This is a genomic window from Pseudophaeobacter sp. 1A09344, assembly GCF_041008745.1.
Lineage (GTDB): Bacteria > Pseudomonadota > Alphaproteobacteria > Rhodobacterales > Rhodobacteraceae > Phycobacter > Phycobacter gallaeciensis_A.
In genome coordinates this window covers 305720-321843 of the sequence record NZ_JAXGFS010000004.1, presented here as the reverse complement: position 1 = coordinate 321843, position 16124 = coordinate 305720, and the positions used below count along the sequence as shown (strand labels likewise).

The 16124-nt window shown below is 61.0% G+C and carries 19 protein-coding genes; 7 read left to right on the top strand and 12 right to left on the bottom strand.

Translation table 11 applies throughout. The annotated features are described in order from the left end of the window. The first annotated feature begins 45 nt into the window (after window positions 1-45). From clpX to SM765_RS09455, 5 genes are all read left to right on the top strand, one after another. A complete protein-coding gene (gene clpX, locus SM765_RS09475) occupies window positions 46-1311 on the top strand; it encodes an ATP-dependent Clp protease ATP-binding subunit ClpX (RefSeq protein ID WP_065270561.1) in 1266 nt (421 codons plus the stop codon). A gap of 108 nt (window positions 1312-1419) precedes the next feature. Continuing rightward, entirely contained in the window at window positions 1420-1782 is a 363-nt protein-coding gene (locus tag SM765_RS09470; protein WP_274837211.1) for a RidA family protein, read from the top strand. Between the two features lie 108 nt (window positions 1783-1890). Further along, a complete protein-coding gene (locus SM765_RS09465) occupies window positions 1891-2277 on the top strand; it encodes an NADH:ubiquinone oxidoreductase subunit NDUFA12 (protein WP_065270558.1) in 387 nt (128 codons plus the stop codon). A 55-nt stretch (window positions 2278-2332) separates the two neighbouring features. Then, entirely contained in the window at window positions 2333-2788 is a 456-nt protein-coding gene (gene mlaD, locus SM765_RS09460; RefSeq protein WP_065270557.1) for an outer membrane lipid asymmetry maintenance protein MlaD, read from the top strand. 83 nt (window positions 2789-2871) lie between these two features. Then, on the top strand, window positions 2872-3237 hold the full coding sequence (locus SM765_RS09455; protein ID WP_065273488.1) for a DUF2155 domain-containing protein: 366 nt from the start codon (window positions 2872-2874) through the stop codon (window positions 3235-3237). Here SM765_RS09455 and aat read toward each other — a convergent pair. The 4 genes from aat to SM765_RS09435 form a co-directional block, all read right to left on the bottom strand. After that, the gene (aat, locus tag SM765_RS09450) at window positions 3201-3833 is read right to left on the bottom strand and encodes a leucyl/phenylalanyl-tRNA--protein transferase (protein ID WP_274835933.1); all 633 of its coding nucleotides are present in this window, start codon (window positions 3831-3833) and stop codon (window positions 3201-3203) included. The genes SM765_RS09455 and aat overlap by 37 nt on opposite strands. Window positions 3834-3955: 122 nt before the next feature. Then, window positions 3956-5305 carry an acetyl-CoA carboxylase biotin carboxylase subunit gene (gene accC, locus SM765_RS09445; protein ID WP_065270555.1) on the bottom strand — a complete coding sequence of 450 codons (1350 nt, stop codon included), beginning with the start codon at window positions 5303-5305 and terminating at the stop codon, window positions 3956-3958. 9 nt (window positions 5306-5314) lie between these two features. Next, window positions 5315-5812 carry an acetyl-CoA carboxylase biotin carboxyl carrier protein gene (gene accB / locus SM765_RS09440; RefSeq protein ID WP_065270554.1) on the bottom strand — a complete coding sequence of 166 codons (498 nt, stop codon included), beginning with the start codon at window positions 5810-5812 and terminating at the stop codon, window positions 5315-5317. 202 nt (window positions 5813-6014) lie between these two features. Further along, entirely contained in the window at window positions 6015-6551 is a 537-nt protein-coding gene (locus SM765_RS09435; RefSeq protein WP_065270553.1) for a LuxR C-terminal-related transcriptional regulator, read from the bottom strand. A 99-nt stretch (window positions 6552-6650) separates the two neighbouring features. Between SM765_RS09435 and SM765_RS09430 the strand changes: the two genes are divergently transcribed. Together SM765_RS09430 and SM765_RS09425 are read left to right on the top strand one after the other, a co-directional pair. Beyond that, a complete protein-coding gene (locus tag SM765_RS09430; RefSeq protein WP_274837210.1) occupies window positions 6651-8159 on the top strand; it encodes a class I adenylate-forming enzyme family protein in 1509 nt (502 codons plus the stop codon). After that, entirely contained in the window at window positions 8156-8959 is an 804-nt protein-coding gene (locus SM765_RS09425; RefSeq protein ID WP_274837209.1) for a 3-hydroxybutyrate dehydrogenase, read from the top strand. The genes SM765_RS09430 and SM765_RS09425 overlap by 4 nt, the downstream gene beginning before the upstream one ends. Before the next feature lie 31 nt (window positions 8960-8990). On the opposite strand, the gene SM765_RS09420 is transcribed toward SM765_RS09425, so the two are convergent. The 8 genes from SM765_RS09420 to SM765_RS09385 form a co-directional block, all read right to left on the bottom strand. After that, window positions 8991-9527, bottom strand: a complete 537-nt coding sequence (locus tag SM765_RS09420) for a helix-turn-helix transcriptional regulator (RefSeq protein ID WP_274837208.1) — start codon at window positions 9525-9527, stop codon at window positions 8991-8993. After that, window positions 9524-10066: a cytochrome b/b6 domain-containing protein gene (locus SM765_RS09415; RefSeq protein ID WP_065270549.1), complete on the bottom strand. Its 543-nt coding sequence runs from the start codon at window positions 10064-10066 to the stop codon at window positions 9524-9526. Before SM765_RS09415 ends, SM765_RS09420 begins: the two co-directional genes overlap by 4 nt. Window positions 10067-10144: 78 nt before the next feature. Further along, a complete protein-coding gene (locus SM765_RS09410) occupies window positions 10145-10405 on the bottom strand; it encodes a PepSY domain-containing protein (protein WP_065270548.1) in 261 nt (86 codons plus the stop codon). A gap of 259 nt (window positions 10406-10664) precedes the next feature. Beyond that, window positions 10665-11420 (bottom strand): ABC transporter ATP-binding protein, encoded by a 756-nt coding sequence (locus SM765_RS09405; protein WP_274837207.1) that lies wholly within the window; start codon window positions 11418-11420, stop codon window positions 10665-10667. Between the two features lie 12 nt (window positions 11421-11432). Continuing rightward, entirely contained in the window at window positions 11433-12188 is a 756-nt protein-coding gene (locus tag SM765_RS09400) for an ABC transporter ATP-binding protein (RefSeq protein ID WP_065270546.1), read from the bottom strand. 13 nt (window positions 12189-12201) lie between these two features. Next, the gene (locus tag SM765_RS09395; RefSeq protein ID WP_065270545.1) at window positions 12202-13404 is read right to left on the bottom strand and encodes a branched-chain amino acid ABC transporter permease; all 1203 of its coding nucleotides are present in this window, start codon (window positions 13402-13404) and stop codon (window positions 12202-12204) included. A gap of 4 nt (window positions 13405-13408) precedes the next feature. Then, complete coding sequence (locus SM765_RS09390; protein WP_065270544.1) at window positions 13409-14431, bottom strand: branched-chain amino acid ABC transporter permease; 1023 nt, start codon at window positions 14429-14431, stop codon at window positions 13409-13411. Between the two features lie 159 nt (window positions 14432-14590). Then, window positions 14591-15937: a substrate-binding protein gene (locus SM765_RS09385; protein WP_065270543.1), complete on the bottom strand. Its 1347-nt coding sequence runs from the start codon at window positions 15935-15937 to the stop codon at window positions 14591-14593. Window positions 15938-16124 lie beyond the last annotated feature (187 nt).

Below are 16124 nucleotides of genomic sequence, written 5' to 3'. Positions count from 1 at the left end.
GGGCTGACGGCTCTTTTTCGGCCCGAGCGGACTGAAAGGTAGATCATGGCAACGAACTCAAGCGGCGACAGCAAGAACACGCTTTACTGTTCCTTCTGCGGCAAAAGCCAGCATGAGGTGCGCAAGCTGATTGCAGGACCGACCGTGTTCATCTGCGACGAATGCGTCGAACTGTGCATGGACATCATCCGCGAAGAAACCAAGGCGTCGGGGCTGAAGGCCACCGATGGCGTGCCCACGCCCAAGGACATCTGCGAGGTTCTTGACGATTATGTGATCGGTCAGGCCACGGCAAAGCGGGTTCTTTCGGTGGCGGTGCACAACCACTACAAGCGCCTGAACCACGCGCAGAAAACCGCCAGCGATATCGAACTGGCAAAATCCAACATCCTGCTGATCGGCCCGACCGGCTGCGGCAAGACGCTGCTGGCGCAGACGCTGGCGCGCATTCTGGATGTGCCCTTTACCATGGCTGACGCCACCACGCTGACCGAAGCCGGTTACGTGGGCGAGGATGTGGAGAACATCATCCTCAAGCTGTTGCAGGCGTCGGAATACAACGTCGAACGCGCGCAGCGCGGCATCGTCTATATCGACGAGGTCGACAAGATCACCCGCAAGTCGGAAAACCCCTCGATCACCCGCGACGTGTCGGGTGAGGGCGTGCAGCAGGCGCTGCTGAAACTGATGGAAGGTACCGTGGCCTCCGTTCCGCCGCAGGGTGGGCGCAAGCATCCGCAGCAGGAATTCCTGCAAGTGGACACCACCAATATCCTGTTCATCTGCGGTGGCGCCTTTGCCGGTCTCGACCGGATCATCGCGCAGCGCGGCAAGGGCTCTGCCATGGGCTTTGGCGCCGATGTGCGTGACAACGATGACCGCGGTGTGGGCGAGATCTTCCAGGATCTGGAACCCGAAGATCTGCTGAAATTCGGCCTGATCCCGGAATTTGTTGGCCGTCTGCCGGTTCTGGCAACGCTGGAAGATCTGGATGAGGACGCGCTTGTCACCATCCTGACCAAGCCGAAGAACGCGCTGATCAAACAGTACCAGCGCCTGTTCGAGCTGGAAGACACCGAGCTGGACTTCACCGACGAGGCGCTGATGGCAATTGCCAAGAAAGCCATCGAACGCAAAACCGGTGCCCGGGGCCTGCGCTCGATCCTCGAAGATATCCTGCTCGACACCATGTTCGAATTGCCGGGCATGGAGAACGTCACCAAGGTAGTCGTGAACGAGGAAGCGGTGACATCGGATGCGCAGCCTCTGATGATCTACGCTGACGAAAAGGAATCCGCATCGGCCGGTTAACCCGCTGATGTGGATTGCATTTGCGCTGTTGCGTGGAAGGGGCGAACGTCGTTTTGACGTTCGCCTTTTTCTATGGGGTTTGGGCTTCAATACAGAGAGGGGCATTTCATGACGATCAAACGCATTTCATCCGGCGGTGAATTTGAGAGAAAGGTCGGCTATTGCCGGGCCGTTGTGGCGGGTGGTTTCGTGCATGTCGCAGGCACCGTGGGGCAGGGGGAGGATGTTGTCTCCCAGTGCCGCTCGGCGCTGGATATCATTGCAAAGGCACTGGCGGAGGCTGGCGCTTCCTTTGCCGATGTGGTGCGGGTGAACTATTACCTGCCGGACCGGGCTGAATTCGACGCCTGCTGGCCGATGCTGGCCGAAACCTTTGGGGATAATCCCCCCGCTGCAACCATGATCGAATGCGGGCTGATCGATCCAAAGTACCGGATCGAAATCGAAGTTACGGCCCTTCTGCCCCAGTAAACCTGGGATCGTGCCAATTCCTGCCATGCTGTTAGCCACAGGGTGGCAACCCACTGGACCTCGCGCCGAAAGTACGCCATATCAGGGGCAACATTTTCGGAGGCACCCATGGGAATCCTGAACTCTCTTCTGCGCGCTGTGACCTGGTGGAACGGCTCCACGCTCAACACCGCTATCTACACCCGCCGCAAAGGCATCAAAGTGGGCGAGGATGACGCGGGCAATGTGTTCTACCGCAATGCCGATGACAGCCGCCGCTGGGTCATGTTCAACGGCGAGGCCGAAGCTTCGCGCGTCAGCCCCGATTGGCACGGCTGGCTGCACCGGACCTTTGACGAGGTGCCGAGCGACAAGCCGCTGGCGCATAAGACCTGGGAAAAACCGCATCAGGAAAACCTGACCGGCACCGCGCTGGCATATGCTCCGGCCGGATCGATCCGCCGTGGCGGTGAGCCTGAGCGGCGCAGCGACTACGAGGCCTGGGTTCCCGAGTAACCCCTGATACCTTTGCGGTGTCAGCTGACGACAAATAACGATTTAGGCAGGCGATATGTCCCATAATACCACAGAGGTTCTGGCCGGTGGCGTTGTCGTTGCGGCGGCGCTTGCCTTTGCCGTCTACGCTGGACAGGCTGCGGGCCTGTCGCGCGGCGGGGCTGGCTATCCGCTCAGCGCCTCTTTTCGCTCTCTCGAAGGGGTCACCGTCGGCACCGATGTGCGGCTGGCCGGGGTCAAGATCGGCACCGTCACCGGGGTCGAGCTGAACCCGCAGACCTTCCGCGCCGATACCAGTTTTACCGTCGACAATGGCATCGTGATTCCCGACGACAGCTCTGCAGTGATCTCCTCCGAAGGGTTGCTGGGTGGTAACTTCGTCGAAATCATGCCCGGTGGTTCGCCGCTGAACCTGGAGGCCGGGGAAGAGATCCTCGACACTCAAGGCGCCGTCAGCCTGATTTCGCTTCTGGTGAAATTCGTTTCCGGAAGTGGTGGAGAAGACCAGTGACGCTCCTTGCGGCCCGGCTGCGGACTGTCAGATCGGCGCTGCTTTGGGGCTGCGCTGTTTGTGCCGGGTTCGGCCTGACCGCGATGGATGCCGCGGCGCAGGCGGTGATTACGCAGGAGCTGTCAGAACAGGATCAGGCGGCACAAGAACAGGCCGCATCGGGCTCTGCTGCCGTTTTGCGCGGCCTTGATAAGGTCAACGGGCGCACGGTGGATGCCGAGATCCCCGTCGGTGGCAGCGCAGAAATCCTGGGCTTGATCGTGACTTTGGGCGAATGCCGTTATCCTGCTGACAACCCGACCGGCGATGCCTATGCCTTCCTCACCGTGCGCAGCCCGGCCAATGGCGAAGTCTTCTTTGAAGGCTGGATGATCGCCTCAAGCCCGGCGCTGAACGCGCTGGATCACAACCGCTATGACGTCTGGGTCATCCGCTGCAAAAGCGAGTGAGGCGTCGGTGTCTGCGGGCGGGTGAAATCGCCACTCCCTTCCATGGCGTCGCGTAATTGTCGCCGATAGGCCGCACGGCTGATCTCGATCGCGCCGAGTGAGGCCAGATGATCGGTCAGGAACTGTGTGTCGCACAGAACAAATCCGCCCTGCCGCAGCCGGTCCACCAGATAGGCCAGCGCCACCTTTGATGCATCCCGTTGGCGCGAGAACATGCTTTCGCCAAAGAACGCCGCGCCGAGCGACACCCCATAGACGCCTCCAACCAGTTCATCGCCATGCCGCACCTCAATCGAATGCGCATGGCCGATCCGGTGCAGATCCATGTAACGGTCGAAAATCTCGCCGTTGATCCAGGTATCCGGGCGGTCGGCGCAGCCCGCGACCACACCAGCGAAATCGCGGTTGATGGTGATCGAAAAGCCGCCGTTGCGGATGCGTTTGGCCAGCGAGCGGGAGATGTGAAACCCATCCAGAGGCAGGATACCGCGCCGTTTCGGATCAACCCAGAAGATCTCCGGATCGTCGCGGTGTTCTGACATGGGGAAGACGCCAACGGAATAGGCATGCAGCAAGAGTTCGGGCGTAAGGCTCATGCGGGTGCCCCCGGGGGCTTTGGTGGCTTCGGTCGTCTTGGTGGCCTTTTCCTTATTGGCAGGCCCTCAGGCGACAGGGCGGGCATGGACGCGCCCCGTCGCGATCATTTGCAGCCCGGCCCTCAGGCGGGCAGGTTTTCTTCCAGCCAGTGCTCCAGCCAGTGGATGTCATAATCCCCGGCCAGCACGTCACGCTCCTGCAGCAGGGCGTGGAACAGCGGAACGGTGGTGTCGATGCCATCGACGATCAGCTCACCCAACGCGCGGCTGAGACGCGCCAGCGCCTCGGGCCGGTCGCGGCCGTGCACGATCAGTTTCCCGATCAGGCTGTCGTAATAGGGCGGGATCGAATAGCCGTCATAGAGCGCCGAATCCATCCGTACACCCAGACCGCCCGGCGCGTGGAACGCGGTGATCTTGCCGGGACAGGGGGTAAAGTTCGGCAGTTTTTCAGCGTTGATCCGCACTTCGATGGCATGGCCATTGATCTGCAGATCGTCCTGACCAAAGGACAACGGCTGACCCGAGGCAACGCGGATCTGTTCGCGTACCAGATCGACACCGAAAATACCTTCGGTCACCGGGTGTTCCACCTGCAGGCGCGTGTTCATCTCGATGAAGTAGAACTCGCCGTCCTCGTAAAGGAATTCGACCGTACCGGCGCCGGAATAGCCCATCTTGCCAATAGCATCGGCGCAGATCTTGCCAATACGGGCGCGCTCTTCCGGGCTGATCGAAGGGCCGGGGGCCTCTTCGAAAACCTTCTGGTGGCGTCGCTGTAGCGAGCAGTCACGCTCGGCAAGATGCAGACCGGTGCCCTTGCCGTCGCCAAAGACCTGAACCTCGATATGACGCGGCTTCTGGAGGTATTTCTCCATATAGACTTCGTCATTGCCAAAGGCTGCCTTGGCTTCGGAGCGGGCGGTGGAAAAGGCCATTTCGAGCTCGGCTTCGTCCTTGGCCACCTTCATGCCGCGTCCACCGCCACCAGCGGTAGCTTTGATGATCACGGGATAGCCCATGTCGGCCGCAGCGGCCTTGGCCGTGGCCAGATCCGGCACACCGCCTTCGGAGCCCGGCACCACGGGGATGCCCAGTTCCTTGGCGGTTTCCTTGGCGGTGATCTTGTCGCCCATGATGCGGATATGCGCAGCCGAGGGGCCAATGAAGGTCAGCCCGTGATCCTCGACGATCTGCACGAAGTTGGCGTTTTCCGACAGGAAGCCATACCCGGGGTGAATCGCCTGGGCGCCGGTGATTTCACAGGCCGAGATGATCGCCGGGATCGACAGATAGCTTTGGTTGCCGGCGGGCGGGCCGATGCAGACCGACTCATCTGCCATGCGCACGTGCATCGCATCGGCATCGGCGGTGGAATGCACCGCGACGGACTGGATGCCCATCTCTCGGCAGGCCCGGATCACGCGCAGGGCGATCTCGCCGCGGTTGGCAATCAGGATCTTGTCAAACATGCTGGATCCTTACTCGACGATGACCAGGGGGGATCCGAACTCCACGGCGGCGCCGTCTTCGACCAGAATGCGCTTCACCGTGCCGGATTTCGGCGCGGGGATGTGGTTCATCGTCTTCATCGCTTCGACGATCAGCAGAGTATCACCCTCTTTGACGCTGTCACCGACCTTGATGAAGGAAGGCGCGCCGGGTTCGGGCTGCAGATAGACGGTGCCAACCATAGGCGAGGTCACCGCGCCGGGGTGGCTGGCGGGGTCTTCTGCGGCTTCCGGTGCCGGAGCTGCAGCGGCTGCTGCAGGGGCCGGTGCGGCGGCAGCGGCCGGTGCCGCTGCGATCGTCTGCACCGGGGCAGGGGCGGCGGCGATTTGCCGTGAAACCCGCACGTTCAGGCTGTCATCTTCACCGTAGTCCCGTTTGACCTGCAGTTCGGTCAGGTCGTTTTCGCGCAGCAGTTCCGCCAGCGCCTTGATGAATGCCACGTCAGCTTCGTGAGATTTTTCTGTCATTTTGTCCTCAGCCGGTTCCGACAGGCCTGCGAAGATGTCGCAGGCTGGAAATTAGAGCGCTTATAGGCCAAGCTTTACCACAAGGAAAGCGCTGCCGATCATGCGCGGTCTATTAGCGCCAACATGGGGGCGTCGCGCGGGATTCGCAATTGCAGAGGGGCCTGTGATTGGCCAAAGGCAGCTGTCACGGCCTCTTAAAGGCTCATAATGGCATCCCGGTCAGCTTGGCCACCAGTTCGGGCAGTTTGCGGGCGCCGAACTTTTCCAGAAGGTGCGCCCGGTGGGTTTCTATGGTGCGGTAGGAGAGGTTCAGCTTGGCGCCGATTTCCTTGGCCGACAGGCCCTTGCAGGTCAGAATGGCAACCTCGCGTTCCCGCGGGGTTAGGCTGACCACGGGGCGGTCGTCCGAGATATCGGCAAAGGACCAGACACCAGTCTGAAACGGCGCTTCTGGCGACACGGATCGCCCGCGCACCCGGCACCAGAAGAGTTCTCCTGATCGGCGGCGCATGATGCGTTCGTCGCTATAGCTGCCGGTGCGGTGCTCTTCTTCCTGCAAAAGCGCGCCAATACGACGGAACTCTTCCTGGGTGGGATAAAGATCCGCGATCAGCATTTCGTCATAGTCGGCTGGCTCCCCGCCAAAGGTCGCGGCGAACTGGAGATTGCAGCGTTTGATCACACGGCGTTCCAGCACGGCAAGGCCGACGGGCGCATGGCTAAAGGCGATATCTGTCATGACCTCTATTAACCGGGTATTTTTGCGGAATTGAAGAGGCCGAGGCCGCATGGAAATGTATTTCTGCCGCTCAACAGGGCGCGCTATGGGAGGATTAGCATGAATATCGGAATGTGGCTGGCCCGTCAGGCTGCGGCGGGCGGGGACCGTCCTGCCTTGTTTCTGGGCCGCGATCAGGTGGCGGATTACGGCAACTTTCACCAAAAGGCTGCGCGGGTTGCGGGCTGGCTGGTCTCGCAAGGGGTCGAGCCGGGGGACCGCGTCGCGATCTTCATGAAGAATTGCCCGGACTATCTGATCGCCCTGTTCGGGATCTGGTATGCCGGGGCGGCGGCGGTGCCGGTCAACGCAAAGCTGCATGGGCGCGAGGCGGCCTATATCCTGGAAAACTCCGGCACCCGGCTGGTCTTTGCCTCGGCTGGTCTGGATACGGCCCTGCGCGAGGCCGGGGTGACGCTGGATATCATCGACTTCTTCGGTGCAGACGGTGCCGCTGTGCTGGCTGCGGATCCTGCGACTGCGCCGGTCCGGCGGGCACCACAGGATCTGGCCTGGCTGTTCTACACATCGGGGACCACCGGCAGGCCAAAGGGGGTGATGATCACCCACCGGATGCTGGTCACGGTCTCGCTGGCCTATCTCAACGATGTGGATGCGGCCAGCGCTGAGGATCAGATCCTCTATGCCGCCCCGATGAGCCACGGCGCAGGCCTTTATGCCATGTTGCATGTGCTGGTCGGCGCCGCCCATGTCTGCCCGCCGTCGGGGGGATTTGAACCGCATGAGATTTTCGATCTGGCCGAGCATTTTGGCCGCGTGCAGATGTTCGCCGCGCCTACCATGGTGACGCGCATGACCGCGCAGGCCAAGGCGGCCGGGCGCAGCGGACGCGGTCTGCGCACGGTCGTCTACGCGGGCGGCCCGATGTATCTGGCGGACATCATCGAGGCGGTCGATCATTTCGGTCCGGTCTTTGTACAGATCTACGGACAGGGCGAATGCCCGATGGGGATCACCGCGCTCAGCCGTCATGACGTGATCGACCGCAGCCATCCCGAATGGCGCGCCCGCCTGGCTGGTGTGGGCCGCGCCCAAAGCCCGGTTGAGGTGCAGATCGGATCACCGGATGGCACAGCGCTGCCGCCAGGAGAGGTCGGAGAGATCATGGTGCGTGGCGATGCGGTGATGCCGGGCTACTGGAACAATGAGACCGCCACCGCAGAAACGTTGAAAGACGGCTGGCTGATGACCGGGGACATGGGCGTCATGGATGCAGCGGGCTATCTGACGCTGCAGGACCGTTCCAAAGATATGATCATCACCGGCGGGTCGAACGTCTACCCGCGCGAGGTCGAAGAGGTGCTGCTGATGCACCCGGATGTGCAGGAGGTCTCGGTCGTGGGGCGCAGGCACGCCGACTGGGGCGAAGAGGTGGTGGCCTTTATCGTGGGGACAGCACCCGAGGCAGAGCTGGATGCGCTTTGCAACGATCAGATCGCGCGCTTCAAGCGGCCCAAGGCCTATATCCGCACGGCGGAGCTGCCCAAGAACAACTACGGCAAGGTCCTGAAGACCGAGCTGCGCAAAATGCTGGAGGAAAACGCATGACGGATCTGACTGGAAAGACGGCGCTGGTGACGGGATCGGTTCAGGGGATCGGCATTGCCATCGCCAAGGAACTGGCGGCCGCGGGCGCCCGTATCGCGGTGCATGGCATCGCCGATGAAGCAACCGCGCAGGCGGCGACGGAGGCCCTGCTGGAGGCTGGGGCGCCCGAAGCACGCTTCTTTGCCGGGGACCTGAGCCAGCCTGAGGAGATTGATGCGCTGATGAGCGCCGTTGCGGACTGGGGCGGCGCAGATATCGTGGTGAACAATGCCGGGATCCAGAAAACCGCGCCTTTGGCCGAAATGCCGCGCGAGACCTGGGATGCGATCCTAGCGGTCAATCTGTCGGCGGCCTTTCACATCATGCAGGCGGCGCTGCCGGGCATGGCGGCGCGCGGATTTGGCCGGGTGATCAATATCGCCTCGGTCCACGGGTTGGTCGCCAGCAAAGACAAGGCGCCCTATGTGGCCGCGAAATTCGGTCTCGTTGGTCTTGGTCGGGTGGCGGCGCTGGAGTATGCCGATCAGGGCAGCCGAGACACCGGCGGCGTGACGGTGAATTGCATCTGTCCGGGCTGGACCGAAACCGCCATCATCGAGCCGCAGGTGGCGGCGCGGGCAGCGCAGATGGGCGGTGACAGGGAGGCGGGGATCGCCGATCTTCTGTCCGAAAAACAGCCTAGCAAACGTCTGTCTGACCCGTCGGAAATCGGCGCGCTGGCGCTGTGGCTTTGTGCACCCGTGGCGCATAACGTCACCGGCACCGCCATTCCGGTTGATGGCGGCTGGACCGCGCAGTAGGCGCCAAAACATACCGTCCCGGATGCGCCGGTCAGCCAGATTTGGCCAGCGGTTCCGGGGCGGTGTCCTTGCCGTGACCCATCAGCGTGTCGATCAGAAGGCTCATCAATTCGGCGCGGTTGCCGCTGCCGGATTTGCGGTAGATGGCATTGAGTTGCGCCTTGACGGTGCCTTCGGCGCTGCCGCGCATCTGGGCGATTTCGCCAGTGCTCAGCCCCTTGACCAGAAAGGTCGCCACATCCCGCTCTGCCGGGGTCAGGTTCCAGGTGGAAAACTCGGTATCGATGACTTCCTGAATGGCGCCCTGCGCGCTCTTCAGGCTTTGTTCCAGATGCGCCTTGCGCCGCAAGAGCCACATCAGGATACGGACTTCGACTACGATGGCGGCGATCAGGCCGAAGGTGGCAATCGCTTCGATCGCCGCGTGCCGCCCTTCAGTATTCATCGCGCCGGGCATCAGAAGATCGGCAATGATATCACCCAGAAAGATCGCCGCGCAGATGGACTGCACGACGATCAGGGCGATCAGAACGGAGGGTTGGGCCGGGTCAAATCTGCTGTTGGTCACTGTTGGGTCTCCGGGGGACTCGTCGGTAGGTCCTTGTACCCCGAGACCATGGAGCGCGCCAGATTGACCCTTGTGCGGCGGCTTTCATAGATCACCGCAGCGATATGCAGCACGACCGAGATTTCGGCCCAGGTGACCAGTGCTTCGTGCAGCTCTTCGGGCCATTCGATGCCCCAGAACATGTCGGTGGTCATCAGATAGCCGGTGAGACCGATGCCAAGGATCGTCAGCAGCAGGTTGTAGATCATCAGGGCGCCAAGCGGCGTATGGCCCCGGTGCGGACGCACCCGCCCAGTGGCAATATCCGTCAGCTGCCCGACAGCGCCCGAGAAACTGGGGGGGAAACTGGAAAACCGGGCATAACGGCTGCCAATCACCCCCCAGAGTATGCGCACCCCGATCAGGCCAACGATCACGTACCCCAATACCTCGTGAATCCGTTCGTCCGGATCGGTCAGCAGCGCATTAGCGGCGAACAGAATGACAAGTGACCAGTGAAACAGACGGATCAGCGGATCCCAGACATAGTGACGTTGCATGAGGGTCTCCCAATCGAATGGATGCGGCATTTGGTCGGGCGGAGCGGTACGTGCATCCCGGCTCCGCCCGGGCTGGTATCAGTCTTCCTTGACGCGGATAATTTCCATCTTGTCGTTCAGATAGATCTCCAGCTTTTTGCCGTCTTTCAGGGCGTAGGCCTCGTACATGCCGTCTTCGGATTCGATCTTGCGCACCTCATAGCCCTGTTCGGTCAGTGTGGCGCGGATCTGCGCTTCGACTTCGGCGCTGGGCTTGCCATCCGAGGCCAGCGCCGCGACGGGCAGCGACAGAGGCAGGACAAGGGCGAGGGCCAGGATGCGGGCAGAAGGTTTGAACATGATAAGTCTCCTTGATGTGACAGTCTGATGTGACTGCGGCACGCCATGCGGGCCGTGGTGGACATATCGGAGCGGGCAGGGCGGATCTGGAATAGATCGCGGGATGGATGCGGAGGCTAAACCGGGCGCGTATAACCCTGGTTTATGCAGGTTTTTGCGCTATTTCCCTGCTGCGAAACAAAAAAGACCGGCTCCGAGGGGAACCGGTCTTGAGGTAACCGCACCAGTCACAACTCCAGTGCGACGGGGAGAATTGAGATCAGATCGCCAGATATTCGGCGCGCAGCTCGGCGTTTTCCAGAACCTCGGAGGCGGTGCCGTCAAAGACGATCCCGCCGGTGTCCAGAATGACCGCCCGGTCGGCAAGTTCCAGCGCGCGCACCGCGTTCTGTTCCACCAGAATCGTGGTCATGCCCTGTTCCTTGATGTGGATGAGGGTCTTTTCGATCTCGTCCACGATGACCGGCGCGAGGCCTTCATAGGGTTCATCCAGTAGTAGCACCTTGATGTCCCGGGCCAGTGCGCGGGCAATGGCCAGCATCTGCTGCTCACCCCCCGAAAGGGTCACGCCTTCCTGCTTGCGCCGTTCACCAAGGCGCGGGAACAGGTCGTAAAGGCGCTCGATGGACCAGCCGATGGGCGGTGCGATCTGTGCCAGTTGCAGGTTTTCCTCGACCGTCAGGCCGGGGATGATGCGCCTGTCCTCGGGTACCAGACCCAGACCGGCGGCGGCCGCTTCATGGCTTTCCATCTTGTGCAGCGGCTGGTGGTCCAGCCAGATCTCGCCCTGGGTGACCAAGGGGCTGCCGGTGCGGGCGATCGACCGCAGGGTCGATGTCTTGCCCGCGCCGTTGCGGCCCAGCAGGGCAAGGATTTCGCCTTCGTGGACGTTAAAGTTGATGCCCTGCACGATGTAGCTTTCGCCGTAATAGGCGTGCATGTCCCAGACTGACAGGAAGGCCGGAGCTGTTGTCGCCTGGTTGGCGTTCTTGGAGAAATCCGGTTTGACGTTCATCTGTGTTTCTCCTTATGCGCTTTCGCCCAAGTACGCTTCGCGCACCTTGGGGTTGCCACGGATGTTCTGCGGATCGTCTTCGACCAGCGGCGTGCCCTGCGCCAGAACCGTGATCCGGTTGGCCAGGCTGAACACCACATGCATGTCGTGTTCGATAATGGCGATGGTGATGTCGCGCTCGTCCGAGATCTGTTTCAAGAGATCGATGGTGTTGTTGGTGTCCGCCCGCGCCATGCCGGCGGTGGGTTCATCCAGCAGCAACAGGCGGGGTTCCTGAGACAGGCACATGCCGATCTCAAGACGCCGTTTGTCGCCGCGCGACATGGCGGCGGCATGCATGTGCCGCTTGTCCGCCATGTTCATTTCCACCAGCATCTGCTCGGCCTTTTCCAGCACATCCTTCTGCTTGGCGACCGAGGCGATGGCGTTCAACTCGAACGCCCCGTCCCGTTTGGCAAAGCAGGGGATCAGCATGTTTTCCAATACGGTGAGATCGCCAAAGATCTCGGGCGTCTGGAACACGCGGGAAATGCCCATCTGGTTGATCTCATAAGGCGCCCGGCCCAGCACCGACTGACCGTCGAACATGACCGATCCGGTGTCTGGGATCAGCTTGCCCACCAGGCAGTTCAGCAGGGTGGATTTGCCCGCCCCGTTTGGGCCGATAATGGCGTGAACGGAGTTTTCCTTGACGCTGAGGTTCACATCCGACAGCGCCTGAAGGCCGCCGAACCGTTTGCCCACGTTTTTGACTTCGAGGATACCCATTGATCCTGTCTCCTTATTCCGCAGGTTCGGTTTTTTTGCTGGCCGAGCTGTCCTTGGACTTGCGCCCTTTGAACCAGCCTGCAATGCGCTGCCCGCCTTCGACGAGGCCACCCGGCAGGAAGATCACCACCAGCATGAACAGGATGCCCAGTGTCAGGTGCCAGCCTTTGCCGATGAAGGGGTGGACGATGAAGACCATGAAGTCTTCGATCCCGTCGGGCATAAAGCTGAACCAGCTGTGCAGAACGTTGTCGTTGATCTTCGAAAAGATGTTTTCGAAGTATTTGATGAAGCCCGCGCCCAGAACCGGACCGATCAGCGTGCCGGCACCGCCGAGGATGGTCATCAGAACCACCTCACCCGAGGCGGTCCACTGCATGCGCTCGGCGCCTGCCAGCGGGTCCATCGAAGCCATCAGGCCACCAGCAAGGCCGGCGTACATGCCCGAGATCACAAAGGCAGCCAGGGTGTAGGGACGGGTGTTGAGGCCAGTGTAGTTCATCCGTTGCTGGTTCGATTTCACCGCCCGCAGCATCATGCCAAAGGGCGAGCGGAAGATGCGGATCGCCAGATAGAAGGAGGCCAGCATAACGAGCGCGCACAGATAGTAGCCCGCGTTGAACTGGAAGGCCCAGGGACCCACAGCCATTTCAAAGGTCGAGCGCATCTCCATCCCGAAGAAGTTTGTCACAGGGATTGAGCCGTCCGCGGTGGCAGAGACACCCAGAACGCGGGGGTCTTCCAGCGTCAGCTGCAGGCCGGTTTCACCGTTGGTGATCGGCGTCAGCACCGAATAGGCCAGGTTGAACGACATCTGCGCAAAGGCCAGCGTCAGGATCGAGAAGTAGATGCCCGAGCGGCGCAGGGACACAAATCCGATCAGGAGCGCGAACAGCCCCGCAATGATCACCGACAGGATGATGGCCGGGACGACGTTCATGCTCAGGAGCTTGAACATCCAGACCGCCGAGTAGGAGCCCACCCCCAGAAAAGCCGCGTGGCCAAAGGAGAGGTAGCCGGTGAGGCCGAAGAGAATGTTGAACCCGATTGCGAAGATCCCAAAGATCACGAAACGCTGCATCAGGTCAGGATAGCCCGCGTTGAACTGCGCCATGGCGCTGTCTGCCGGGAAGGGGTTCAGGATGAATGGTGCGCACAGGGCCAGGATGGCGACCAGCAGCAGCATTCGAGTGTCTTTTTTGTCCAGTCCGAACATGTGCTTAGTCCTCCATCACGCCTTTGCGGCCCATCAGGCCCCGCGGGCGGGTGAGCAGAATGATGATCGCGACCACATAGATGATGATCTGGTCGATGCCGGGGAGAATGGATTTGATTTCATTCATCGAAGCAAAGCTTTCGAGAACCCCCAGAAGGAAGCCGGCCAGAACGGCGCCGGGCAGGGAGCCCATGCCGCCCACAACCACAACCACGAAGCTGAGAACCAGGAAGTCCATGCCCATGTGGTAGTTGGGAGAGTTGATCGGCGTGTACATCACACCGGCAAGTCCCGCGACCGCAGCTGCAATACCAAACATGATGGTAAAGCGGCGGTCGATGTTGATGCCCAGAAGGCCGACGGTTTCCCGGTCTGCCATCCCGGCGCGCACAACCATGCCGAAGGTGGTGAATTGCAGGAAGCTGAAGATGCCACCGATGATCACCACCGCAAAGAAGAAGTAGACCACGCGCCAGACCGGATAGACGATGTCCATGCCGATGACCGCGCCGAGATTCACAACGCCGTTCAGTGCCTCGGGGGCCGGGGTTTGGATCGGGTTCGCGCCATAGAAATACTTGACGATTTCCTGCAGCACGATGGCCAGGCCAAAGGTCACGAGGATCTGGTCCGCATGTTCGCGCTTGTAGAAATGCTTGATCAGCCCGCGTTCCATCACGTAGCCGACGAAGATCATGATCGGGATCGCAAACAGGATCGCCAGCGGCACCGCCCAGTCGATGATCGCGCCGCCCACCTCGGGGCCGAACCAGGATTCAACATAGGGCGTCTTGACCTTCAGCGGGTTGCCAAGGAAGTCTTTCTGGCTCTCGTCGACGGTCTCAAAGCTGAGGTTCAGAATGCGCTGCAGGGTCACGGCGCAGAAGGCGCCGATCATGAACAATGCGCCGTGGGCGAAGTTCACAACGCCCAGCGTGCCGAAAATGAGTGTCAAACCCAGCGCGATCAGCGCATAGGCCGAGCCTTTGTCCAGCCCGTTCAAGATTTGCAATAGGATTGCGTCCATAGTCCCCACCTTCGGGTTCTTCAGTATGGAAGTGATAGAGTCCGACCGTTCGCGGGACGTGCCCCGGCGTTCTGTGCGGAGGCGCTCCGCATGGCAGATGAATGGACGGACGTTTCTGAAAGGGGCCGGGCGCAAGACGCGCCCGGCTTTTCACTCGGATCAGGCGCCCGGGTTGCAGGTGCCAAGGGCACCGCCTGCAAACATCGGGTGATCCGGCGGATAGGTAACCTGAGCGGCCGGGGTGACCTCGACAACTTCCAAGAGGTCGAACTCGGAGGTCGGGTTCTCTTTCCCGCGCACAACCAGAACGTCTTTGAAGCACTGGTGATCTTCGGCGCGATACAGCGTCTTGCCGTTGCCCAGACCGTCAAATTCGAAGCCTTCCAGAGCCTCGGCCACGCCGCAGGGGTTGAAGGTGCCTGCGCGCTCACATGCATCTGCGTAAAGCAGGGTCTGGCAGTAAACGGTATGCGCCGCCTGGCTGGGCGGGAAGCCGTATTTGGTGCCGAAGGACTGCACGAAGGCTTTCGATGCATCGTCCTGCAGCGACCAGTGCCAGTTGGTGGAACCGTGAATGCCCTTCACGTTTTCGCCGGCGCCTTTCGCCATCAGGCGGGAGTAGAGCGGAACGACGATTTCGAACTGCTTGCCGTTGACGATCTTGTCGCGCAGGCCGAACTGAACCGCGTTGGTCAGCGAGTTCACCATGTTGCCGCCATAGTGGTTCAGAACCAGAACGTCGGCGCCGGAGTTCAGAACCGGGGCGATATAGGACGAGAAGTCGGTCGCGGCCAGCGGCGTGCGTACCTTGTTGACGGTGTTCCAGCCCAGGGCTTCGGTCGCGGCTGCGATCGATTCTTCCTGGGTCCAGCCCCAGGTGTAGTCGGCGGTCAGGTGATAGGCGTTACGGTCGGTGCCATAGAGGTTCTTCAGCACCGGCGCCAGCGCGGCACCCGACATGTAACCGTTAAAGAAGTGACGGAAGCCGTTGGCTTTCTTGTCTTTACCGGTGGTGTCGTTGGAGTGGGTCAGACCCGCCATAAAGATCACGCCGGCTTCCTGGCACAGGCCCTGAACCGCGATGGCAACGCCCGAGGACGAGCCGCCGGTGATCATCACCGCGCCGTCTTTTTCGATCATCGACTTGGCCGATGCACGGGCCGCGTCGGATTTGGTCTGGGTGTCACCGGTGACGAATTTGACTTCCTTGCCCAGGATGCCGTTCCCTTTCAGCGCCTTCGAGCTGAAGGTGTTCATCATGCCGCCGTCGCCGCCACCGTTCAGGTGCTCGACTGCCAGCTGGTATGCGCGCAGCTCGTCTGCGCCCTCATCGGCGTAGGGGCCGGTCTGCGGCACGTTGAAGCCGAGGGTGACGGTGCTGCCGGTCGGCTCGTTGGTGTAAGCGGCTGCGGACGACGCAGTGAAGATCGTCGGAAGCGCAACGCCAGCGCCCATCATGGCACCGGACTTCAGTACCCCGCGACGCGAGACATCAGATTTGGACATGTAATCCTCCCTTAAGATTTTAACGCCTAGCAGCTCCTCACTTCCGCTCGGCGTCGGCACGGTTTTCGTGCAAAATCAGTATGAGGGCAGCTTGTAAAATCGCGCAATAAATCCCTTGTAAAGCAGACTTATTCTGTAAATAAATGAACAGTATTCCACGGCATTCTGTAAAGAAACTTATGCCGCG